Annotated in this window: 24 protein-coding genes; 12 read left to right on the top strand and 12 right to left on the bottom strand. The window is 33.5% G+C overall.

All coding sequences use genetic code 11. The features are described from left to right. The first annotated feature begins 216 nt into the window (after window positions 1–216). The 3 genes from J8H85_RS16295 to J8H85_RS16285 all read left to right on the top strand — a co-directional run bounded on the left by J8H85_RS16295 (window position 217) and on the right by J8H85_RS16285 (window position 2,805). On the top strand, window positions 217–801 hold the full coding sequence (locus tag J8H85_RS16295; RefSeq protein ID WP_209656382.1) for a YceI family protein: 585 nt from the start codon (window positions 217–219) through the stop codon (window positions 799–801). A gap of 23 nt (window positions 802–824) precedes the next feature. Beyond that, window positions 825–2,093 (top strand): hypothetical protein, encoded by a 1,269-nt coding sequence (locus J8H85_RS16290; RefSeq protein WP_209656379.1) that lies wholly within the window; start codon window positions 825–827, stop codon window positions 2,091–2,093. Between the two features lie 121 nt (window positions 2,094–2,214). Further along, window positions 2,215–2,805 (top strand): YceI family protein, encoded by a 591-nt coding sequence (locus J8H85_RS16285; RefSeq protein WP_209656378.1) that lies wholly within the window; start codon window positions 2,215–2,217, stop codon window positions 2,803–2,805. 40 nt (window positions 2,806–2,845) lie between these two features. Here the strand turns inward: J8H85_RS16285 and J8H85_RS16280 are convergent, their stop codons facing one another. Continuing rightward, window positions 2,846–3,682, bottom strand: a complete 837-nt coding sequence (locus J8H85_RS16280) for a GIN domain-containing protein (RefSeq protein ID WP_209656376.1) — start codon at window positions 3,680–3,682, stop codon at window positions 2,846–2,848. A gap of 192 nt (window positions 3,683–3,874) precedes the next feature. Between J8H85_RS16280 and J8H85_RS16275 the strand changes: the two genes are divergently transcribed. Further along, on the top strand, window positions 3,875–6,043 hold the full coding sequence (locus J8H85_RS16275; protein WP_209656374.1) for a prolyl oligopeptidase family serine peptidase: 2,169 nt from the start codon (window positions 3,875–3,877) through the stop codon (window positions 6,041–6,043). A 168-nt stretch (window positions 6,044–6,211) separates the two neighbouring features. On the opposite strand, the gene J8H85_RS16270 is transcribed toward J8H85_RS16275, so the two are convergent. The 4 genes from J8H85_RS16270 to J8H85_RS16255 all read right to left on the bottom strand — a co-directional run bounded on the left by J8H85_RS16270 (window position 6,212) and on the right by J8H85_RS16255 (window position 9,909). Continuing rightward, window positions 6,212–6,928 carry a head GIN domain-containing protein gene (locus tag J8H85_RS16270; protein WP_209656372.1) on the bottom strand — a complete coding sequence of 239 codons (717 nt, stop codon included), beginning with the start codon at window positions 6,926–6,928 and terminating at the stop codon, window positions 6,212–6,214. 239 nt (window positions 6,929–7,167) lie between these two features. Beyond that, window positions 7,168–8,937: a PspC domain-containing protein gene (locus tag J8H85_RS16265; RefSeq protein WP_209656370.1), complete on the bottom strand. Its 1,770-nt coding sequence runs from the start codon at window positions 8,935–8,937 to the stop codon at window positions 7,168–7,170. Beyond that, complete coding sequence (locus J8H85_RS16260) at window positions 8,934–9,278, bottom strand: PadR family transcriptional regulator (protein ID WP_209656368.1); 345 nt, start codon at window positions 9,276–9,278, stop codon at window positions 8,934–8,936. Before J8H85_RS16260 ends, J8H85_RS16265 begins: the two co-directional genes overlap by 4 nt. A gap of 184 nt (window positions 9,279–9,462) precedes the next feature. Beyond that, window positions 9,463–9,909 carry a DUF4870 domain-containing protein gene (locus J8H85_RS16255; protein WP_209656366.1) on the bottom strand — a complete coding sequence of 149 codons (447 nt, stop codon included), beginning with the start codon at window positions 9,907–9,909 and terminating at the stop codon, window positions 9,463–9,465. 146 nt (window positions 9,910–10,055) lie between these two features. Between J8H85_RS16255 and J8H85_RS16250 the strand changes: the two genes are divergently transcribed. The 7 genes from J8H85_RS16250 (at window position 10,056) to J8H85_RS16220 (ending at window position 15,441) form a co-directional block, all read left to right on the top strand. Continuing rightward, window positions 10,056–10,511, top strand: a complete 456-nt coding sequence (locus J8H85_RS16250) for a DUF4442 domain-containing protein (protein WP_209656363.1) — start codon at window positions 10,056–10,058, stop codon at window positions 10,509–10,511. Window positions 10,512–10,646: 135 nt separating this feature from the next. After that, window positions 10,647–11,447, top strand: coding sequence for a TIGR00266 family protein (locus J8H85_RS16245; protein WP_209656362.1), 801 nt, complete (start codon window positions 10,647–10,649; stop codon window positions 11,445–11,447). A 262-nt stretch (window positions 11,448–11,709) separates the two neighbouring features. After that, on the top strand, window positions 11,710–11,907 hold the full coding sequence (locus J8H85_RS16240; RefSeq protein WP_209656361.1) for a hypothetical protein: 198 nt from the start codon (window positions 11,710–11,712) through the stop codon (window positions 11,905–11,907). A gap of 61 nt (window positions 11,908–11,968) precedes the next feature. Further along, complete coding sequence (locus J8H85_RS16235) at window positions 11,969–12,379, top strand: hypothetical protein (RefSeq protein WP_209656360.1); 411 nt, start codon at window positions 11,969–11,971, stop codon at window positions 12,377–12,379. A 169-nt stretch (window positions 12,380–12,548) separates the two neighbouring features. Continuing rightward, on the top strand, window positions 12,549–13,349 hold the full coding sequence (locus tag J8H85_RS16230; protein WP_209656359.1) for an MbnP family protein: 801 nt from the start codon (window positions 12,549–12,551) through the stop codon (window positions 13,347–13,349). Window positions 13,350–13,430: 81 nt separating this feature from the next. Continuing rightward, window positions 13,431–14,474, top strand: a complete 1,044-nt coding sequence (locus J8H85_RS16225; RefSeq protein ID WP_209656358.1) for a cytochrome-c peroxidase — start codon at window positions 13,431–13,433, stop codon at window positions 14,472–14,474. Next, window positions 14,449–15,441 (top strand): transporter family protein, encoded by a 993-nt coding sequence (locus tag J8H85_RS16220; protein WP_209656357.1) that lies wholly within the window; start codon window positions 14,449–14,451, stop codon window positions 15,439–15,441. The genes J8H85_RS16225 and J8H85_RS16220 overlap by 26 nt, the downstream gene beginning before the upstream one ends. A gap of 98 nt (window positions 15,442–15,539) precedes the next feature. Here J8H85_RS16220 and J8H85_RS16215 read toward each other — a convergent pair whose 3' ends face one another. After that, window positions 15,540–16,481: a LysR substrate-binding domain-containing protein gene (locus tag J8H85_RS16215; protein WP_209656355.1), complete on the bottom strand. Its 942-nt coding sequence runs from the start codon at window positions 16,479–16,481 to the stop codon at window positions 15,540–15,542. Between the two features lie 103 nt (window positions 16,482–16,584). On the opposite strand from J8H85_RS16215, the gene J8H85_RS16210 reads away from it, so the two are divergent. Beyond that, a complete protein-coding gene (locus J8H85_RS16210) occupies window positions 16,585–17,064 on the top strand; it encodes a Dps family protein (RefSeq protein WP_209656353.1) in 480 nt (159 codons plus the stop codon). 53 nt (window positions 17,065–17,117) lie between these two features. Here the strand turns inward: J8H85_RS16210 and J8H85_RS16205 are convergent, their stop codons facing one another. The 6 genes from J8H85_RS16205 to J8H85_RS16180 all read right to left on the bottom strand — a co-directional run bounded on the left by J8H85_RS16205 (window position 17,118) and on the right by J8H85_RS16180 (window position 23,510). Then, window positions 17,118–18,449: a DUF58 domain-containing protein gene (locus J8H85_RS16205; protein ID WP_209656351.1), complete on the bottom strand. Its 1,332-nt coding sequence runs from the start codon at window positions 18,447–18,449 to the stop codon at window positions 17,118–17,120. Window positions 18,450–18,677: 228 nt separating this feature from the next. After that, window positions 18,678–19,676: an AAA family ATPase gene (locus J8H85_RS16200; RefSeq protein WP_209656349.1), complete on the bottom strand. Its 999-nt coding sequence runs from the start codon at window positions 19,674–19,676 to the stop codon at window positions 18,678–18,680. After that, a complete protein-coding gene (locus tag J8H85_RS16195) occupies window positions 19,676–20,896 on the bottom strand; it encodes a DUF4350 domain-containing protein (RefSeq protein WP_209656347.1) in 1,221 nt (406 codons plus the stop codon). The genes J8H85_RS16200 and J8H85_RS16195 overlap by 1 nt, the downstream gene beginning before the upstream one ends. Then, on the bottom strand, window positions 20,889–21,629 hold the full coding sequence (locus J8H85_RS16190; protein ID WP_209656345.1) for a hypothetical protein: 741 nt from the start codon (window positions 21,627–21,629) through the stop codon (window positions 20,889–20,891). The genes J8H85_RS16195 and J8H85_RS16190 overlap by 8 nt, the downstream gene beginning before the upstream one ends. Beyond that, a complete protein-coding gene (locus tag J8H85_RS16185) occupies window positions 21,622–22,542 on the bottom strand; it encodes a hypothetical protein (protein WP_209656343.1) in 921 nt (306 codons plus the stop codon). The genes J8H85_RS16190 and J8H85_RS16185 overlap by 8 nt, the downstream gene beginning before the upstream one ends. Beyond that, window positions 22,539–23,510, bottom strand: coding sequence for a stage II sporulation protein M (locus tag J8H85_RS16180; protein WP_209656341.1), 972 nt, complete (start codon window positions 23,508–23,510; stop codon window positions 22,539–22,541). The genes J8H85_RS16185 and J8H85_RS16180 overlap by 4 nt, the downstream gene beginning before the upstream one ends.

Raw genomic sequence — 23,510 nt, 5'->3', positions numbered from 1 at the left:
AATTTGATGTCATTTTTTTTGGTCCATTAATTAAAATGAATTTTACGTTTTACTAAATTGATATTTAGTTATTTAAGAGGTCTTCAATGTGCTGTGGGCCTCTTTTTTTGTGGTGAAAATTTACTTGCCTAGAATCAAAAAATTAGTAATATGACTATTATCATATTTTAATACTTGCTTAACTAAGAAATTTGCTTCATAATAAAAATCAAAATTATGAATAGCAATATTAAAATGTTTAAAAGAGTTTTTGGCTTTATGCTTCTTTTAGTCTTCACATCTCATTCAATCCAAGCCCAACAATTTAATTTAGTAAACAAAGAATCTACATTAACGGTTTTAGGAACTTCAAGTTTACACGATTGGCACTTAACTGCCGAACAACAAAGTGGAAAAATAGTTTTTAAAAGTCTTGAAGCAGGTGAAATTGAGTCATGTACCATTAATATAGTTGCAGAAAGCCTTAAAAGTGGTAAGTCTAGCATGGATAAAAACACCTATAAAGCTTTAAATACAAGCAGCCACAAAAATATTTCTTTTCAATTAACTAGTGTAAAAGAAACAGTAAATAAAGGAAATGGCAAATTTGTAATTAAAGCAGAAGGAAACTTAAGTATTTCTGGAGTTAAAAAAAGCATTCCTTTAGAGTTTTCTCTTAGCATAGTAGACGGTAAAATTACGCTTACAGGTGAAAAGAAAATTAAAATGACCGACTTTAAAATCGATCCTCCAACAGCTTTATTAGGCACCATCACAACGGGTGATGATATAACAATTAAATTTTCAACCATATATAAATAATCAACAAATAAAAAACAAAAATCATGAAATCAATATTAAATAAAGCAATATTCTTAGGAATCGCATTAGTAGGGTTCGGTATAAATGCCCAAAACCGAAATTTAGATAATTTTCAACCACAAGACCAAGATGGTATAGGTGTTTTTGAGACGCGTAAAGATACTGTTACAACTTTTGATGGTGTAAAAGTTAGAGTTGGTGGTGCTTCTACACTTCAATTCCAAGCTTTGGACAATGAGAACTCTGGAGCTGTTCCTTTAGGCGAAATTGGAAGCAATTTTAACTTAGCAACTGCCAATTTAGATTTAGACGTGGCACTTTATGATGGTGTTAGAATGCATTTAAGAACATATCTATCTTCTAGACACCACCCAGAACCTTATGTTAAAGGTGGATATTTCCAAATTGATAAATTAAATTTTATTAGTGAAGGCTTTTTGGAAGACCTTATGAAAAAAACCACTATTAAAATTGGACACATGGAAAATAACTACGGTGATGCGCACTTTAGAAGAAGTGATAATGCACAAACACTTTTCAATCCGTTTGTTGGAAACTTAATTATGGATTCTTTTACAACCGAAGTAGGCGCTGAAGTTTTTTACCAATGCAATAGTGGATTATTCGGAATGATTGGGTTCTCTAACGGTAAACTTAACCAAAATGTTAAGATAGCAAATGGTACTACAGGAGGCGCTGCATTTTTAGCTAAAGTAGGTTATGATAAACAAATTAACGACGATTTTAGATTTAGATTATCTGGCTCTTTATATAATACAGGATACGCACCATCTGTTTATTTATACACAGCAGACAGAGCAGGTTCTAGATATTACAGTGTGATGCAAGATGCCACTGCAACTAGCGATAACTTTAGATCTGGACGTTTCGACCCAGGATTCAAAAACAAAATTACTGCAGTTATGATTAATCCTTTCTTAAAATATGGAGGTTTGGAAGTTTTTGGAACTGTTGAGTTAACTTCAGGAAGAGCTTTAACTGAAGCCGATAGAAGAAAAGCTACACAATACGCAGGTGAACTTATCTATAGATTTGGTGCTAAAGAGAACGTTTATTTAGGTACTCGATACAATACTGTAAATGCTGAATTAGCTAGTGGCGATGATGTAAGCATAAACAGATTCCAACTAGGTGCTGGTTGGTTTATGACAAAAAACATCTTGTTAAAAGCTGAATATGTAAACCAAAAATATAACGATTACCCAACTGGAAACTTGTTAGAAGATGGTAAGTTTAACGGTCTTGTAATTGAAGCTGCCATAAGTTTCTAATATAAAAACAATTAAAACCCCAACAAGTCTCAAAGGTAGGTATTCCATTAAATTAATTAAAATTGGCACTTACTTTTGAGACTTGTATTTTATAATAAAATTTACGAATATTAGTTTTAATATGATGATTATCAAGAAGTTTGTATTTTTAATTGCTATTTTAACAGCAGTAGCTTTTACAACTAGAGACTCGGTTAGTAAAAGCACATCGGTTGTTATAACTGCAGAAAGTTCTTTGTTTGTGAAGGGTACTACCAATGTAAGTAACTTTTCTTGTGTATTTAATATTAATAAATTTAAAAACCCAATACAGGTAACGTATCACCTGAAAAGTGATAAAATGGTTTTCAATAAAACCGCATTAATTTTAGAAACTGATTGTTTCGACTGCGGAGGAAAAGCTATAAATAGCGATTTTCAAAAAATTCTAAAAGCCGATAGATATCCTCAAATTAAATTGTATTTAAAGGAAATTAGTCAAATTGAAAACACCTTGGATGTTCACGCACTGGTAAATATTGAAATTGCTGGAATAACCAAAAGCTATAAAATTCCTGTAAAGGTTAAAAATAACGAAACCTTGCGAATTGCTGGAGACTTAAGAATAAGTTTATCCGATTATAATCTAGAAGCACCTAAAAAAATTTTCGGACTCATTTCTGTAGATGATAAAATTGAAATCCATTTTCAATTGGGAGTTATAGAAAAATAAAATATTATAATAGTTCAAATTCTAGTATAGTGTATTGCTATTATTTTTCTTTCTTTTGAAGTTTAGAAGTGCCCCTAAGTTTATTTATAATAATTTTAGGTTCTCCATACAAATAAACACTACTGGTACCCGAAGCATCAATAGTTACGGTATCTGTAACTTCTATAAAGGCGTCACTGGACATTTCGTTTAAAGTGTTACAAGTTGTAGCAGTAAAATTTTTACCATTAAACCCTGAAGAATTATCGGTTCTTAATCCAAATTCATTGGTTTCCCCTTCAATATTGGCGCTGGCATGTTGATATAAATCGATATTGGTTACAGGCGCGTATATTAGTGCGTCAATTTTACTATTATCGGTTAATGATAGTTTTGCATTCTCGCAGGTTAAATTAAGCTTCACTTTGGATTTCCCATTACTTTGAAACTCAAAATTGGTGGTTTTTATAGTTAAACCCGCTTTTGAAGAACCTTCTGTTATAAGAATAGCATTTTCCAGATCCATGGTAGTTAACGACAGTATTTCGCCAGAATCGGTGGTTTTAATATTGTTTAAACTATCATCATAATTAACGGTTATATTCAATCTTTTTTTTGAGGTGATTTTTGCAGTTTTATCAAACGATAAAACACCGTTACTCACATTAAACTTTATAAATTCATGTAAGTTTTCATCGGTTTCAATAGTTACGGAAGGTACGGTGTTATAAATTATTTCAATATCAAAATCTTCATCAACAATAATGGTATGAAATGGGTTGATTTCTGTTTGAATGACGGTCACATTTTTATTTCCTTTTACTTTTTCGGGTTTTTGTGCCTCAGAAATAAAGCAGAAAAATAAAACAAATAAAATAGTGAAAAATGGTTTATTCATCGATTTGAAAGAAAGTTGTTGTGTTAACAAAGATAAGCAAAAACCATACTAAACCTTAATTTAAGCTTCTACGAAAAAAAATAGGTTCCTTTAATTTATAAAGGCATGCTTTATTTTTGTAAATTGAAGACTATTCCTAAGAGTTTTTTGATAATTTATTTTTAAGGTTAAACTGTTGATAATTAAATTATTATGAAAAAAATATTAAGTACTGTATTAATGGTGGTAGGCTTTGCTATAAATGCGCAAGAATCCATTAAGCCAGCTTTAGCTCCAGTTAAAGTTGTAACTAACCAATATCATGGCATAACATTAGAAGATCCATATCAATATATGGAAGATTTAAGTAATCCAGAAGTTGTTTCATGGATGAAAGAAAACGCAAATTATGCATCCTCCGTTTTAAATAGTATTTCAGGAAAAAAGGTATTATTTGATAAAATGATGGAGTTGATAGATAGGAGAGCTTCCTCAGTGAATGGTTTAAAAATTACCAAGAGTAATGTTTACTATTATTTAAAGCGCGTCCCTGGTGAAGAGATTGCTAAAATGTATAAACGAAATGGCTATGAAGGAGAAGAATCTCTTTTTTTTGATCCAGAAACCTATAAAGAAGGTACTGATGAAACATATGCTATCCAATCAATTAGCCCTAATATACAAGGAGATAAAATAGCTGTAACCGTTGCAGCTAACGGTTCTGAGAATCCAGAGACTTTGATTTTTACAGAGAACGGAGAAAGATTTCCCGAAATATTGCATTTGGCTTCAGGTATATCATGGTTAAAATCCGGTAAAGAATTCTATTACAATAAGTTAAATTCTCCCGATGTAACAGATATGAATAGAGGGGTTTTTACAAAGGTTTATATTCATAAAATGGAAACCGAACAAGAAGCAGACGCTTTGGTTTTTTCATCTGAATTGCATCCCGAAGTTCCTATTGAAAGTGAAGAATATCCTATTGTAATTTACTCTGAAGAATCAAATTTAGATTTACTGCTTATATCTTCCGTAGATAATAGTTTGGAAGTATTTTATAAAGAACCTCAATCCGATTCAAACACGAAATGGAAAATATTAATGGAGCGAATTAATAACGTTGTTAATTTTGACGTCGATAATAAATATATTTATTTTCTTTCTTTCAAAGATGCATCCAATTATAAAATTTTGAAAGCGTCACTAAAGGCACCCGCTTTTTCGAATGCTAAAACTATTGTTTCAGAATCTAAATCTGAAATGATAACCGATTTAGAAGTTACTAAAGATGGACTCTATTATGCTGTTATGAAAAATGGGGTAGAAGCCAATGTGTATTTTCTTCCTAACAATAAAAAAGTTCCTGTAAAACTTCAATTACCATTTGCGGCGGGTCAAGTTGATTTGGAAAGTAAAAATAGCGAATCATCTGAAATTTGGATATCCATTTCAGGTTGGACATCTCCAAGCAAACGGTTTTTATATCATCCAGCAACAAACACATTTACGCATCAACAATTATCAACTCCTGTGGAATATCCGGAATTAGATAACTTGATAGCTAAAGAAGTTATGGTTAGATCTCACGATGGCGTTATGGTGCCAGTTTCCATTATTCATAAAAAGAACATAGAAATGGATGGGCAAAACCCTACGGTAATCTACACTTATGGTGCTTATGGTAGTTCTACTAATCCGTTTTTTAGCCCTATCACATTGGCGTATACTTTATACAATGGTGTGTTGGTGGTGCCACATGTAAGAGGTGGTGGAGAGTTGGGCGAAGCATGGCATAGAGCAGGCCAAAAAGAAACAAAACCTAATACATGGAAAGATGGCATTGCAACGGCAGAATATTTGATTAACGAAGGCTATACCATTCCAAGTAAATTATCCATTTTTGGAGGAAGTGCTGGAGGAATTTTTGTTGGAAGGGCTATAACAGAACGCCCAGATTTATTTGTTGCAGGAGCGCCTATGGTAGGAGCCATGAATACCGTTAGGATGGAAGAAACTCCAAACGGACCCGTAAACACACCTGAATTTGGTACGGTTAAAGATCCTGAAGAATTTAAAGGTTTATTGGAAATGGATTCTTATCATCACATAGAGCCTGATACTGAATACCCTGCTATGTTAATTACGGCTGGAATAAATGATCCACGTGTTATAGCATGGCAACCTGCAAAGTTTGCAGCTAAATTGCAAGCGGCCAATACCTCTGATAAACCCATTTTATTTTTAACTAACTTTGAAGGTGGCCATGGTGGAGGCACCAAACTAACAGATACTATAAATGAATTAGCAGGCATGTTTGCTTTCTTTTATTGGCAATCTGGACACCCCAATTTTCAATTGGCCAAACCTGATGAAGATTAATACAAAGAGGCTGCCTAAAAAGTCTCAATAAGTGTCATTCTGAATTCATTTCAGAATCTTAACTCGTTGATAATCAATATTTGTTAAAAACTGAAACAAGTTCAGTTTGACAATATATAGACTTTTTAGACAACCTCCTGTTTTTAAAATTTGGTTGGTTGTAAATGGTTATTGTTTTTTAACACTGCCAGAAGAGCTATCGCTTTTATTTACAATTTCTGGGTTTCCTAGGTATTTAATGTCGCCACCACTGCTAGCGTTTGCCGTTAATTCTTTGGAGGTGTTTACCGTAATATTGGCACCACTGGTTGCTTTAACTTGGCTAGATTCAGCTGTTAAATCGGCAGCTTTTATAGCGCTACCGCTGGTTGCTTCTGCAATAAGTTTAATGGTTTTTCCAGATAGTTTTAAATCGCTGCCACTGGTAGATTTACAATTTAATGAAGCGGTATTAACATCCAAAACCATATCGCTACCACTTGTGGTTTCTAAATCCAAATCTTTAATGGTAAATGTGTTGGTAGATTTTACATCGCTGCCACTAGTAGCTATAATGCTGGTAACATCTTTAAAGTTTACTATAACTTTTTTAGAAATGCAATTGCCAATGTTTTCTTTAGTATGAATTTTTAAAACATTATCAATAACTTCGGTTATAATAAGATCTTGTAAATTGTCATCGGCTTCAACCTTAATACTTTCGTCGTCACTTTGTGTTAAAACCACATTTAAACCTTCTGAAGCTTTTATGGCTGTAAATGGGATGTTTATTGGGCGGTTTTCAACAGTAACATGTCCATTTCCTTTTACGCCAAAGTTAAAATTGCAGGAGAATAAACTTAAGCTTACTATAGTTGCTACAATAATTTTTACTAATGTTGTCATAACTGTTCGTTTTTAATGCAGTCTGAATAAGTGTTTTTGTATTTGCTTTGTCAGTTTGAGCTTTTCGAAACCTATATTGATTATTAATAAGTTAAAATTTTTCGACAAGCTCATTATGACGTGCAATTACACTTTTTCAGACAGCCTTGATTGATGATTTTTGTTGTTCAAATATCTAATTTTTTGGTTTTGATTAGTAACTTAAATACCTGAACTGTTGTTTTTTAGTGCTGAAATGTTTAATTATCGGATTTAATATTTATACCGTCGCCATCAATTTTTAATTTCACTTCTTCCGATTCGGCATTAATGCCTTCATCGTTAATTTTCAAATGGCTTTTATCACCTTTAATTTCTATACCGTTTTTATCTATTTTAACATTAGGAACATCAATGTTTACTTCAAATTCATCATCATCACAATCGTTACATATAATACCTTCTTCAGTAACATTTAAATAATGGTTTACATAGTTTGATGGAATTCTATAGTTTAAAAAATGCTTTGTGTTGTTGTTAAATTTAGCAACAGTTCCTTCAGGTAAATACAAAATAACGGTTACTTCTTGGTCGGAAAATTTGTTTTTGGAAAGGGTAGATAGATAAGGATCTAAGTTTAATTCATTTCCTTTTAAGGTATAATTATAATGGATGTTTTTGGCGCGTTCAATGGCTTTTTCATAGTCTCTGCCATCGGCACTTTTTTCAATACTTATATGTGCTAACGAATCGGTAGTTGATTTAACAAGAATAAGGATGTCTGAATTGTAAATGGTTTTTTCACCTTTTTCATTACTGGCTACTTTAAAAGAATCATGTCTGTCGTATCGATTTCTTAATAAATCATTGTCAGTCATTTTTACTTCTAAAGTATCGTTAGCGGTAATTAACAGTTCTTGTTTCTCAATAACACGTTCGTTAAAAGCATGTTCGCTGGCTTGCCTAATACCCATAACCACCAATCCAATAATTGAAATTAACCATAAACCTAAAAGCGTGAATTTTGCAATATTACCTATAGATTTCAGGTTGTTTACTAGAATTTTTAAGCCTAAGTAGAACAGGAAAAAGAATGGTATTCCAATGGCAAAAAAGACTAATAATGATGCCAACCAAATAGGTGTGTTACCAGCATTGGCAATGTCTATTAAGTCTAAACCTGGTATGTTTACAACATTCGCAACACCTACTGAAAACCACCCAATAATTAAGGCAATCAATGCAAAGGCACCAACAAGAATTAAAATAATACCTATAAATTTGGCTATTATTTTAAAGAAGAACATAATAACATCTGCTAAAGTGTCAAAAAACGTTTTAGAGCTCGATTTTATCTTGTTTCCCTGTTTGTTAAAATCTACTTTTTTAGCAGCGTTCGAAACCGAATCACTTACGTTTTTTGCAACATCGCTTACTGTTTCAGTAACGGTCTCAAACCCGTCTTTTATTTTTTTTTCAATGTTGCTAATGTTCACGGGTTCGCCCGTCATCATTATTTTTTCGGCTGTTGTTTTCGCTTCAGGTACTAAAATCCAAAGTAAAATGTACAGTAGGATGCCCGTTCCCATTCCAAAAATTAATAATACCCATAGTAAACGTATCCAAATGGTATCAATACCTAAATAATGCCCCAATCCAGAAGCTACACCACCAATATAAGAGTTCTCGGTATCTCTAAATAGCTTTTTTGAGGCCGATGATTTTCTTTCGTAGCTCGTTTGTGGTTCGTCCTCAAATATCTCGTCGTCCACCAAATAATCTTCCGGTTGCCCCATAATGGAAATGACTTCGTCTACTTCCTTAATTCTTATTACCTGTCTGTCGTTTTGTACACGCTCATTAAAAAGCTCTGCAATACGCGCCTCAATATCTGCAATAATCTCGTTACGACCTTGAGAGTCTGTAAATGAACGTTTTATAGCCTCAAGATAATGTTGCAGCTTTAAATATGCATCTTCATCAATGTGGAAGAAAGTGCCTGCTAAATTTATGTTGACTGTTTTATTCATTTTTCTTGTTGTTTTTTGGTGTTGGTTACTAAGTTCACAGCGTTTTGCAATTCGCTCCACGTGGTGTTTAATTCGGTTAAAAATAACTTGCCGGTTTCCGTCAATCCGTAATATTTTCTAGGCGGTCCAGAGGTACTTTCCTCCCAGCGGTAGTTTAAAAGTCCAGCATTTTTCAATCTGGTTAGTAGTGGGTAAATAGTCCCTTCAACCACTAGCAATTTTGCGTCTTTTAGCGTGTCTAAAATTTCTGCAACATACGCATCGTCGTCCTTTAGGACCGATAGTATGCAGAATTCCAAAACCCCTTTACGCATTTGTGCTTTTGTGTTCTCTATCTTCATGGTGTCATTCGTTTAATTTTGTGAAACTGTTCATTTTTTGATTGATTTTTGATGATTTATTGATGAAATTTTATTTTTCTCTTTTGTGCGTTACCCTATCGGGTCGGGCTTTACGTTACAAGTCCTCGCTCGTACCTCGCTGTGGGCTTTCCACTGCAATCCCTAACGCCGGCATATTTGCCATTTACTTTAAAAAATTAATGGTAAATGGGTATTTGTAATATGCCCCATCCCTAGCTTTTAAACTCGCATTAACAATTAAAACAAGTTCTATTATAAAGGCAATAACCGCAACTACGCCCAATGCGCCACCTATATATAATAGAGCCGATGGTTTACCTATATTAATATGGAAATCATGAAATCCGTTAAAATCTATAAAATCAAAATGACTAAATAGGTTGAAAACAAAAAACGGAATAGAAAGCGTTCCAATAATAATGGCATACAGTAACATGCTTATTTGAAAATTAATAGCCTGTTTTCCGTGTTGGTCCACAAACTCCGATTTTTCCTTATTAGCAACCCATAACACAATAGGCCCAATAAAATTCCCAAACGGAATAATAAACCTACTAAAGGTTGATAAATGAATAAATGTGGCAATGTTTTTTTGATGATTATCTAACATGATTTTAAAACATATAATAGTTTCTTATGCAAATATATGTCTTTAAAAAGGTATTATGTTACGCATAGTACCATATTTTAACATAAAATTAACAATTCAAGATGAAAAATATTTTCATAACTTAGTAAAAAATTAAATCATTATAAATGAATATAACTCCCATAAAACTAAATACTTACACCTTTTTCAAGTTGCCATCGGCATATATTTGTGGTGTAAGAACCCAATCTATAGATGCCAATAAATGCGTGGTTACGGTAAAACACCGTTGGATAAATCAAAACCCATTTAATTCCATGTTTTGGGCAGTGCAAGGTATGGCGGCAGAGTTTTCTACGGGCGCTTTAATGATGACGAAAATAAAAGCCTCAGGTAAGCGGGTGTCTATGTTAGTCACATCGAACACCGCTACATTTACTAAAAAAGCAACCGGTAAAATAACCTTCACTTGTAACGATGGACAATTAATAGATGAAGCACTTATCAAAGCCATTGAAACAGGCGAGGGGCAAACCATTAGTATGAAATCCATAGGAGTAAATGAAGAAGGACTAGAAGTTTCAACCTTTGTTTTTGAATGGAGCATTAAAGCTAAGAGTTAAGTTGTATGTTGTAAAGTCGTTTAGCTGTTTTACAACTTAACAACTAACAAAAAAATGTAACAAATTCTCAAACAATGCTACAAATAAACAATTCAACGATTTAACAAATCAACAAATCAACAAAAAACAATAAAAATGACAGCACACGAAATTGACTATAGAATTTACGGCGAAGAAATGCAATATGTAGAAATAGAACTCGACCCGCAAGAAGGTGTTATTGCCGAAGCAGGAAGTTTTATGATGATGGACGATGGCATTAAAATGGAAACCATTTTTGGTGATGGTGCCAAAAACGATTCTGGGTTTTTAGGAAAAATTTTAGGCGCAGGAAAACGTATTCTAACAGGCGAAAGTTTGTTTATGACGGCGTTTTACAACACCCTAACAGGAAAGCGCAATGTAAGTTTTGCATCACCTTACCCAGGAAAAATTATCCCCATAGATTTAACCGAATTTCGAGGTAAGTTTATTTGCCAAAAAGATGCTTTTTTATGCGCAGCCAAAGGAGTAAGTATTGGTATAGAATTTTCAAAAAAATTAGGTCGTGGACTTTTTGGAGGTGAAGGTTTCATCATGCAAAAACTAGAGGGCGATGGTATGGCATTTGTGCATGCTGGTGGTACCATGGCAAAAAAAGTATTGCAACGCGGTGAAACGTTGCGTGTAGATACCGGTTGTATTGTGGGCTTTACCCAAGATGTAGATTATGATATTGAGTTTGTTGGCGGTATTAAAAACACCATTTTTGGAGGTGAAGGTTTGTTTTTTGCAAAACTTCAAGGTCCAGGAACGGTATATATCCAGTCTTTACCATTTAGTAGGTTGGCGGGGCGTGTATTGGCATCGGCGCCACAAGGCGGTGGAAAAGATAAAGGAGAAGGTAGTATTTTAGGTGGTTTAGGAAATCTTTTAGATGGTGATAATAGTTTCTAAAAACTTCTTTTTCTTTGAATTATTATCGTTGAAAGTAGATATTTCAAGGTTGAAATAAAATTTTTGTTTTAAAAATCTTAAAAAAATATCACTAATTAATAGTTTTTTATGTAAAAGTTCTATATACTTGTCGAGTTATTGAAACGTTAATTTTAATAAAATTTTAAAATACTTTAATATTTTTCATTAAATTTATAACTCAATAAAAACAATAGAGCCTATAAAATAAATCTACAATTATTAAACCTAAACCTTACAAAATATGGCAAGAGCAATGCTTGAGTATACAAAAACTGTGCTTAAAAAAGTTAGTTTTGATGCTTCGTTGTTTTGCAAAGAAGTACAAAAGGCAATCCAAAATTTATTACCTTACGAGTTAGAAGAGCTTAAACAATTTATTCTTTCTCTTGTACAGCAAAACCCAGAATTAAATCAATGTTTAATTTATTTAAAACCATAAAAAAGAGCGACCATTAGGTCGCTTTTTTTATGACAAAAATCAGTTAAAGTATTCAGTTGAATTGTATATTTGCAAGAAAACAACTCATCTGAAAAAGCTTATTACCATATTTCTTTTATTTTGCTTTTCCATTCGTCCGGCATTTTATATTGGACAATTGGTTTATTTTGAGTTGAATATAGATGGTATAATTGAAAAATACTGTATAAACAAAGATAAACCAGAGTTTCAATGTAATGGTAAATGTCATTTAGCAACTCAGTTAAGTGAAACTTCAAATAAAAATGATGATGATAGCAATAAACCTTTAAGGGTTATTTCCGAATCATTTATACCCGTATTTATATCTACTTCCCAAGAAGTGAAATTCAACAAATTTATTGTTGAAGTTTATAAAAAAGATAGTTTTTGTTATACCAATGACTACCACTTTCTACATGTATATAAAGCATACAAACCCCCAATTGCTTAAAATTTAATATTCAGTTTTTTACAAGGCTTTTTTAGAGCTTGCCAGTAATAGCACGTTGCTATTAAATTTCTAATAAATGAAACATCTATGATGATACCTTTTTATCATTGATGAAGGACTCTGTGGATGTTGTATTTGACAATTAAAAAAAAACAATAAAAATTTACCTATGAAAATCACTAAAATAGCATTGGCATTATTGCTATGCGTATCAATTATATCATGTTCATCAGATGATGAAAGTCTAGAAGGACAAACAGGAACTTTAACTTTAAAGTTCGATAATAGCGTGGGGGATCAAGATTTTATTTTCGGAACTTCCTATAATAAATCCAACAATGAATCATATAAACTTACAACCTTAAAATATATTGTCAGCAATGTTAGGGTTAAAGATTCTGAAGGTAACACATTTACTTATCCAACTGAAAATAATGTCTTTATTATAGATGAAGCTAACGGAAATAATGCAGGCGAAATACTAATTACATTAGATGGAGTTGATGCTGCCGATTATACTGAAATTACTTTTGGGATAGGCATTGACCAAACACGTTATGCTTTGGGAGCCGATGGTCAAGGCGATTTTCTTGCTAATGCACAAGCCGCAGGTATGATGTGGGCGTGGGCTACAGGATACAGGTTTATGCGTTTTGATGGTACTTACTCTTCCACTATTGCTAATCCTGCAGTTGAAGATGGAGCTTTGGCTTTGCACATGGGTAGCGTGGGTACATCTTTAGATAATTATAAAGAAGTTACTTTAGCATTCCCAAACACAGTAAGAGTGCGCGAAACAGCGCAACCTGAAGTACATATTGTTGCCGATATTTCTAAAGTGTTTGATGGTGAAACATCTGTAAACTTTGCCGATGGTTACAACCAAGTACACACCAGTGCAGAAACAACACCTGTGATTGCCAATAATCTAAAGGGTATTTTTGAGGTGCACCATGTACACAATAACTAAATCATAATTAGATACGGTTAGGAAGTAGTTTTATAATTGCTTCCTAATCATTCTATATATGAATTTGTAAAAAGATAGCAGATGAAAAAAATACTTATTACAGTTATTTTTGTTCAGCTTTTTTTGGTGTCGTGTTCAGAAGATGAAGGTGTTTATATTCCAAGACCTTTAACATTAGAGCTGCCGTCAAACTTTCCAGATATTGTCTATAATCTGGAGAACAACCCCTTAACCCAAGAAGGTTTCGAGTTGGGTAAATCCTTGTTTTATGAGGGGAGATTGTCTGCCAATGATGCTATTCCATGTGCTTTTTGTCACGAACAAGCTTTTGCATTTACCCATCATGGGCATACTTTAAGCCATGGCGTTAATGGAGGCATAGGGTTTAGAAATGCAACACCCATCCAAAATATGGCATTTCAAAAAGAGTTTATGTGGGATGGATCTGCTACACATTTAGACTTTCAACCTATTATTCCACTTACAAGCGAATTGGAAATGGGTGAAACCTTATCAAATGTTGTAGAAAAGCTTAAAAAGGACTCTTACTATCAAAAGCAATTTGCAAAAGCCTTTGATGATGGCGAGATTAATTCAGCAAACATGCTAAAAGCCTTATCACAATTTATGGTTATGATGGTATCTTCAAATTCTAAATACGATAAATACGTTAGAAATGAAGATAATGTTACTTTATCTCAAATAGAATTAGATGGTTTAAACACCTTTAAAAACAAATGTACATCCTGTCATGCAACCGATTTGTTTACGGACCAATCCTATAGAAACAACGGGTTGCCTGTAAACCCAAAATTAAATGATAAAGGGCGGTTTGTAATTTTTGAAAACCCAAATGATTTGTACAAATTTAAAGTGCCCAGTTTAAGAAACGTGGAAAACACCTTTCCATACATGCATGATGGAAGGTTTGCAACTTTAGAAGCCGTTTTAGATTTTTACAACTCAGGCGCTGTGGATAACGGAAATGTAGATCCATCACTTCTAAGAGCCGATAACACCTATGGCATTACATTAAATGCCTATGAAAAAGAGAGCATTATTGCGTTCTTAAAAACACTTACAGATAACGAATTTTTAAATGATAAAAGATTTGCAGAATATTAATATAAAAGCGGTTTTGATAGGACTGTTGTTTTTTTTAATTCCTTTACAAAATGAAGCGAAATCCATACCGCCACATGAACACAGTGCGTTTGAGTTTTTTTGCGATTTATGCGGATGTTCTACCAGTAGTGGAAGTTCTAGTTTTGGCACTTTAGGAAATGTGAGTTTTGTGGGAGTAAGATACATTTACCAAGATTTTAAATCGAAAGACGGTATTTTTAGTAATTCGCCAACAAGTACGGAACGTTTCAATACCTATCAACTTTGGGGGCGTGTACCTATTAGTGAAAGATTTTCATTAAATGCCATCATTCCATATCAAGATTTAAAAAGGGAATTTGAAGATAGAAGTGAACATAGAAATGGTTTGGGTGATATGTCAATCATTGGTTGGTATCAATTTAAATTTTATAAAAAGAAAGCTGAAAATGAGGATGATGCAAACGAAGAAAGAGAATTATCTGCACACCAATTAAATTTTGGTTTAGGGGCGAAGTTACCAACAGGCGCTTTTGAGGAAGGTTTAGCCAATAGAGTAAACCCAGGCTTTCAGGTAGGAACAGGAAGTTTTGACGCTGTGTTTTCGTTGATGCACACCTATTCCAGAAACAAAGTAGGTGTAAATACAACCGCAACCTATTATTTAAAAACAGAAAACAAAAACGAATACCGTTTTGGAAATCAATTTAGTTTTGCTTCAAACGTCTATTACAATGTACCGTTTGAAAAATCGGCTTTAAGTCCGTTTATAGGTGTTTCGGGCGATGTATATGATTCCATAAAACAATTTGGTGAAGCGTTACAAGGTACTAATGGAAACATTGTAAACGGAACACTGGGTTCTGAGTTTATGGTTGATAAGTTTATAGTAGGAGCAAATTATACATTTCCTATAAATCAGCATTTGTTTGGAGATAATGTAACGTCTAAAAACAGATTTACTATTTATTTGAATTATGTATTGTAAATGAAGTTGTTTGAACATGTGTCAGGTCGAGCGCAGTCGAGACCTAATTTTTTAAGTTCTCGACTGCGCTCGACCTGATAAACATTTTGATGCTTTTTTTATTTAGATGGCAACGGACTAATAATTTTTACATCCTGAAACGCAATAGCACCACGAATTACGCCAGATATAACATCTTGCAAGGCTTCAATAATTTGCATTTTCAATTCACTCTTATGGTAAATAAGGCTTACTTCCCTGGCAGGTGTGGGCTCGTTAAAGTAATGCAGGTTTTGTTTTTCCTTTTCATTAATATCCAAGGTATGTAAATAGGGTAGAAGCGTCATCCCTAAACCTTCGTTCGATAATTTTATCAAGGTTTCAATACTGCCACTTTCCAACTGAAATTGCTCGTCCGATTGATCTTTAAAAGCTTTACATAAATTAATCACGCCATCTCTAAAACAATGTCCATCTTCAAGCAATAGCATATCGCTAATATCCAAATCAGCCACATCAATTTTTTTGTTGCCATGCAATCTATGGTTATTAGGAATGTAACTCACAAAAGGTTCAAAATAAAGTACACGTTCTTTAATGTTTTCATCTTCTAAAGGCGTAGCGGCAATGGCGGCATCTAGATGGCCATCTTTTAAGCGTTCAATAATTTCCTCGGTGGTAAGCTCTTCAATTTTAAGCTTTATTTTAGGGTGTTTTTTTATGAAATTTTTCAAAAACATGGGCAGAAGTGTTGGCATAACCGTAGGGATGATGCCAAGTTTGAATTCGCCACCAATAAACCCTTTTTGTTGGTCTACAATATCCTGGATTCTATACGATTCGTTTACAATATTTCTGGCTTGCGTTACTATTTTTCTGCCAACATCGGTCAATTCAATGGGTTTTTTGCTACGGTCGAAAATTTGAATATCCAATTCTTCTTCCAGTTTTTGTATTTGCATGCTTAAGGTTGGCTGCGTTACAAAACATTTTTCAGCTGCTTTTGTGAAATTTTGATTTTCGGCTACTGCCAAAACATAGTATAATTGTGTAATAGTCATGTATATCAATTTAGCCTATAAAAGTATAAAAACTATCAATAAAACTTATCGATTTAACTGTTAATTATAGATTAAATTTGTAGTATAATAAAACAGAGTACTGATGACATTAAATAGTATAGGATTAGACATTGAAAAGACCAAAGATTTGGCAAAAGACTTAAATAACTTGTTGGCAAATTTTCAAATATATTATCAAAACCTACGTGGTATCCATTGGAACATTAAAGGAAAACGCTTTTTTGATTTGCATGTGAAGTTTGAAGAATTGTACACCGATGCCAATATGAAAGTAGATTTAATTGCAGAACGTGTTTTAGCATTGGGCGAAACACCGCTTCATACTTTTAAAGATTATATGGAACATGCCCGAGTACCTATTGGTAAAAATATTTCACAAGATGAAAAGGCAGTGACTTTAATTGTTGATTCCCTGTCGGAATTATTAAAAATTGAACGTGCCATTTTAGATAAATCGGGCGATGCCAACGATGAAGGTACCAACTCCATGATGAGTGATTTTATAACGGAACAAGAAAAAACCGTTTGGATGATGAAGGCTTGGTTAAGCGAAACCGTTTAATACAAGACTGATTAATAGCCGGAAAGACCTTCAAATTTGAAGGTCTTTTTTTATTACAACAAACCTCTAGCTTTTATTTCCAAATATTTGTTAATTGTGTTTATTGTTAAATGTTCGGGAGGCGTTAATATACTTTGGATACCGTGTTTTTGAAGCTCGTTTACAATTAATTTCTTTTCATAAATAAACTTTTCAGCAATGGTTTTTTCGAATATTTCAAAGGTGTTTGTGGCACTTTTTCGGGTAAGTTTTTGTAATTCGGTATTTTCAAAAAAGATAACAACCAATAAATGGTTTTTAGCAATGGCTTTTAGATAAGGTAATTGCCTGTGCAAAGCATCTAAAGTTTCAAAGTTGGTGTATAACAACAGTAAACTTCGTTGGTTTAAGCTACGCTTTATATCTATATACAATCTTGAAAAATCCGACTCTACAAAATCGGTATCTAAATTATACAAGGTTTCCAAAATAGTATTCATTTGCGATGGCCTACGTTCGGCAACTACACGGTTTTCAACCTTTCTTGAAAATGAAAATAACCCTGCTTTATCTTGCTTCTTTAATGCTACATTGCTAATTACTAAGGATGCATTAATGGCATAATCCAGCAAACTTAACCCTTCAAAGGGCATTTTCATGACCCTGCCTTTATCAATCACACTGTAAACAGGTTGCGAGCGCTCGTCTTGGTATTGATTTACCATCAGTCGGTTGCTTTTTGCGGTAGCTTTCCAGTTGATGTTGCGCAAATCATCACCTTGTACGTAATCTTTAATTTGCTCAAATTCCATAGTATGCCCAATGCGGCGTATCTTTTTCAAACCATATTCAAAAATCTTGTTTGAAAAGGCCATAAGCATGTATTTTTTCAACTGTAAAAACGATGGGTAATTGGGCACCATCGCATCTTTTCCAAATTGAAAACGTCTTGAAATTAAACAGATGGGGCTACAAGCATACAAATTTAAATGGCCAAAATAATATTCGCCGCGTTCTAAAGGGCGAAGGGTGTAGGTAATTTTTTTATTAGCTTGTTTTTCTAATTTTGTATCTATTTCAAAATCGCGTTTTTGGTATTGAAACGGTAGCTCATCAATAAGTTTTATACTACTGGTGAAATTGTAATTGTTTTTTAATGAAATTTCAATAGGATTATCGTCTCCATTACTCAATTTTTCTGGTAAAATTCGCGATGCTGTGATGCCTTTTTGTTTGAATAGCAAGATGACATCTATTATCAATAAACTTACAAAAACAAAAAACAACATTTGGGCGATGACCAATAACCCTGGAAAAATATATGCCAGAATAAATAGGAAAACAAGAACACTTACACTTACAAAAAAGTGAGTATTTAAGTAGATATTTTTGAAAAAGTGTTTCATTTATTAATTTTTGCCACGACTATAAAGTCCTTATTCTTGTTTCTAACAGCGTAGCGATTTTAAATCTATTTAAATATTTATAAAATGCCCGTTATCAATTATAAATTACTGTCTTCTCGAGCGCAGTCGAGAGGTTATTGAGCTTAATAACTTCAAAGTGAGGTCTCGACTGCGCTCGACCTGACATTTAGAGCTTTGTTATGAGTGATTACGGATAAGCCTTGAAATTTATCTTGGAATTTCAATAGTTTCTAAAATTTGTTCAATAACTTTTTCAACCGTAAAACCTTCCATTTCCCGTTCTGGGGTTAATACCAAACGGTGCTTTAATACGGCTTTGGTACAGCGTTTTATATCGTCGGGAGTTACAAAATCCCTTCCGTTAATAGCAGCGTTGGATTTGGCAGCATTCAATATGGCAATAGATGCACGTGGTGAAGCGCCTAAATACAAATTGGCATTGGTACGTGTGTTGTTTATAATAGAAGCAATGTAGCTTATTAAATGGTTTTCAACCAATATTTGCTTTATCAAACCTTGGTAGTGTGCAATTTGCTGTGCGTTTAAAACGGGTATAACCGCATTAAAATCTAAAATATCTTGTCTTTGGTGGTTTTCCATTAAAATTTGAACCTCGTTTTCAAGCGTTGGGTAATCTACATTTATTTTGAACAGAAAACGGTCCAATTGCGCTTCAGGCAAGCGGTATGTGCCTTCTTGTTCAATGGGGTTTTGGGTTGCAAATACTAAAAATGGTGACTCCATAACATATCTGGTACCATCCATGGTAATTTGGCGTTCGCCCATAACTTCAAACAAAGCAGCTTGCGTTTTTGCAGGGGCCCGGTTTATCTCATCAATCAGAATAATGTTTGAAAAAATAGGACCTTTTTTATACTCAAACTCGTTGGTTTTTACATTAAAAATGGAAGTTCCTAAAATGTCACTTGGCATTAAATCGGGTGTGAACTGAATTCTGCTAAAACCGACCGCCAGTGTTTTTGCCAATAATTTAGCGGTAATGGTTTTTGCAACTCCAGGAACTCCTTCAATAAGGGTGTGCCCGTTTGAAAGCAAAGAAATGATGAGCAATTCAATCATCTCGTTTTGTCCAACAATTATTTTGCCTATTTCTTTTTTTATGGCTTTCACATGGTTTTGAAGCGGTTTTAAATCGAGTCTGCTTTCAAAATTTACATCTTGATTTTCAGGAGTTTGTTCTTCCATTATGCTGTGTGTTTTGTAAATGATTCTATGAGTTTGTTAAGTTGAATTAAATCGGCTTCGGTATGGTTCGATTTCGATTTTAAATAAACAATATAGTCTATTAAAGCTTTGGTATCTTCCTTTTTGTTGGATGATTTGATAGCTAATTTCGAAATAAAATGATCGCCCAATTCATTCGTATTTAAATAGTATTTTGTGCGGATTTGTTCTAAAAAATACTGGATTTTATTGGTGATAATGTTGGTGAAATTACCATGTTGATAGTACAAATCGCCAATGGTTCTGGTAAAATCCACAGTAGCGTTTTTTAAAGGTTCTACCACGGGAATGATGCGTTGGGTGCGTTTCCCTCTAAAAATAACAAATAGTATTAACGATAGTAGGGCAATATAAAACGCCCACTTTAATGCTTGGTTTTGAAGCACAAAACGTAACGGACTGCTAATAACTTTGCGTCCGCTTTTATAATAACTATCCCAAATAATTTGATGTTTGGGTAAAAACGATAAAACGGTTGCGGCATACGCTTCATTTTGGTTCAGCATATGGTAATTGCTAAACGCAAATGGGTTGGTATGTATAAAAAACGCCCCATTTTTATTTCCAAAAGGCACTTTTATAAAGTTGATGTTCGTATCTGGAATGGTATCATTAATAATTTTTTCGGTTTTTTCAACTTTGCTAGTGCCCAACGCAACGGCGTTAAGCGTATCTAAACTAGTGAAAAAGCTGTTTTCAATAACATCATTAAATTGGCGTTCGTTGGGTTTTAAATTGGGGCTAGTAAAGCTATTTAAAGAGGGCTTTTTGAAAAAATTATTATAGTCTGAACCAATTCTTATATTTAACGTATCGCTTAAAACACCATACATATAGTTGGTACTAATAAATACCGAGTTGCCATTTTCTACATATTTAATAAGCGATTCGGAGTCTTGTTTGTCGAAATGTATGCCATTATTTATAAAAAGGCTAACCGTTTTTTTATCAGTTTCAACATCTTTTAAATTTTCAAAAGCCGTTTTATTTGAAATTTTTATGGGTTTATCTGAAATGTTTTTTAACTCATTAAAAAGCACGTAGCAACCTAATGGAATTTTATCGACAGCCGTATAAGAATCGCGCCAATTTAAAGCCTTGGGTTTGGTTATTTCTGCAAGCATCATCAACACGATAACCGCTCCTATAGCATAGAGTGCTATTTTAGATTTTTTATCCATGTTGCAGCGTGTTTATTTTGTCGAAATCAGATTGGTTTTTCACATAAATAGCTTCATCAATGGGGAATTCGCCATACCAAACATAATCGTATATATAGGATATGCGCTTGAAAACGGATTTGGTGTTTTCGTCCTTAATCTCGTTTAAATATTCGTTGTTTGTTTTATCGTAATGCCATTCAATAATGTTTTTATTGGTAAGTAGTTTTAACGATTTTAAGTACAAATAGCGTGTTGCCAATCTGTAATTGTTGTCTTTTAAAGCAGCTTCAACCAGTTGGTCAAAATTCACATCTTTTATGTTTTCTTCAACGTATTTAAAATTGTCAATCTCTTGGGTATCTGTTTTAAATACTGAATTTATAGGCGATTGCATTAAAAATTTAATGATTACATAGAGCACAACAACACCTAAAATCCCATATATAATGTATTCAAAAGTTTTGTAATCAATAAATTCAATATCAATACCTAAAGCATTTTTTAACCAAACAAAGATATTTCTTAACCACTCAAAAAATTTCTGTAAGATACGTTGCAATAAATTGATACCGCCGGTATCGTTTATGGAATAGTTGAAATCATCACCTTTATAACGATCTTTTATGGCATCTTTAAAGTAAGTCACCTTAATATTTGAAGAGTCTCTTTGAATACTATCTTGTGCAAAACAATATGCAGTGCTAAGAAATAGACCAAAAGTAACCGAAATATGGTGCTTCATTTTATTCATTAACCCCAATTTGTTCAATTTTGTTTCTTAAAAATACATTGTTTTTTTCTTCATATATATTGTAATACAACACGCTGTACGCAATTTGCGATAAAGCCTGAGTGTAAATAAACGAGAGTAAAAACATGGCAAAACCTAATGTGAATATAACGTTGGCGAAAATGCTTGTTACTAAATCTACATTGCTTTCCAATGAAAAATAAACGTAAATACCAATGATGAAACCAGGGATAGAAATGATTAACATGGTAATCATCATATTTAAAATACCAATTACCAAACCGTAAAGAATCACTTTTCCGAAGCTGGAAAAGGTAAACGACCAACCTTCTGATAAAGCACTGCTCAACCCTTTATTGTCCGAGAAAATAGAAATAAATGATAAGCCGAAAAATGCAGCAAGTAAAAAACTTAATCCATACTGAATGAGCATGCCTATTAACGGAATAAAGGCAAAAATCAGGGAAACTATAAAATACCCAATGTATAAACCGATGCCTAAAAAGATGAATAGAATAACGGTGCCTAAATTATGTTTGATTTTCTGCCACACGTTTTTAGACTGTACCTCGCCGGAACTATTAACATATTCAGCCATATAAGCACTTGAAAAACTATAATTTATAAGTGCCGTTACAAATAAAACAAGTACCAGAACCACTGCGCCAACAATTAAATAAATGGTGTGGTCGCCATCGTTGTTCATGCCAAACCTAAAATCTCTACTGGCTAGCCCCATAAAACCGGTTACCAATAAATAGGACGCAATAATGGAAAGGATGATACTTACGGCATTATAGCGCAAGTACAAACTGGTGTATTTTTTAAAGTTGTATTTAAGAAACAGAAAATAGGTGTTTATGGTTTCGCCAAAATCATGTCTGTTGCGTAATTCTATGTAGGGTTTGTTCATTTTTTTAAATCAGATTGATAAGCGTTGTTCAACTTTATGGGGTAAATAACGTAGTAAAATAATATTAAAAACAGCGAGCAGGCAATGATGCCGTATGATACTACCCAAGGCATTTGTTCGCCATATCGGGTGATGAAACCTTCAATAAAACCAGCAATAATAAAAAACGGTATGGTGCTTACCACAATTTTCAATCCGTCTTTGGCACCTTTGGTAAAAGCCACCCGTCTGGAATAAGTTTTCGGAAATAAAAAACTATTGCCCATTACCAAACCAGCACAACCTGCAATAACAATAACAGAAATTTCAATAGTACCATGTAACCAAACGGTTGATGTTTTTTCTAAAATCCCGTAGTTGTAAAAAAAGGTGATAAACGCTCCCAACATAATCCCGTTGCTAAAAAGAATATAAATAGTGCCCACGCTAAAAATGACTCCAAATGCAAACGCAATAATGGCCACCCGGATATTGTTTATGGTAATGCCCAAAAACGACCCAATATTGCTGCCGCTTTTGTAAACCGCCATGGGTTCGCCCTTTTCAATGTTTTCTATGGTCATGTTTACATAGGCATCGCCCAAAATTAAACGCACAAACGAATCGTCGTTTAAAGTTGAAACCGCACCAATGCCCACAGCAGCCATAAATATTAAAAACGTATATAATAATGTTTTTTGATAGTTTTTGAAGAACAGCGGAAATTCGTATTTCCAAAAAGAAACAATCTTGTTTTTAGATTCTCTTTTGGTGATATAAATTTTTTGATGCGCCTCTGATGCTAAAGAATTTAAGTATAGCAAGGTTTTACTATCGGGGTAGTAGGTTTGCGCGTAAGCAAGGTCGTTTGTAAGATGTATGTAATAAGAAGCTAAGTCGTCCGGATTTATTTTTGCATTATTGTGTAACGCATTTTCAAAACCCATCCATTTTTCCTTATTTTGCTTCACGAAAGATGCTTCGCGCAT

Source organism: Mariniflexile gromovii (genome assembly GCF_017814435.1).
GTDB lineage: Bacteria > Bacteroidota > Bacteroidia > Flavobacteriales > Flavobacteriaceae > Mariniflexile > Mariniflexile gromovii.
The sequence above is the reverse complement of the archived record's forward strand: the minus strand, read 5'-3'. Positions and strand labels throughout refer to the sequence as shown.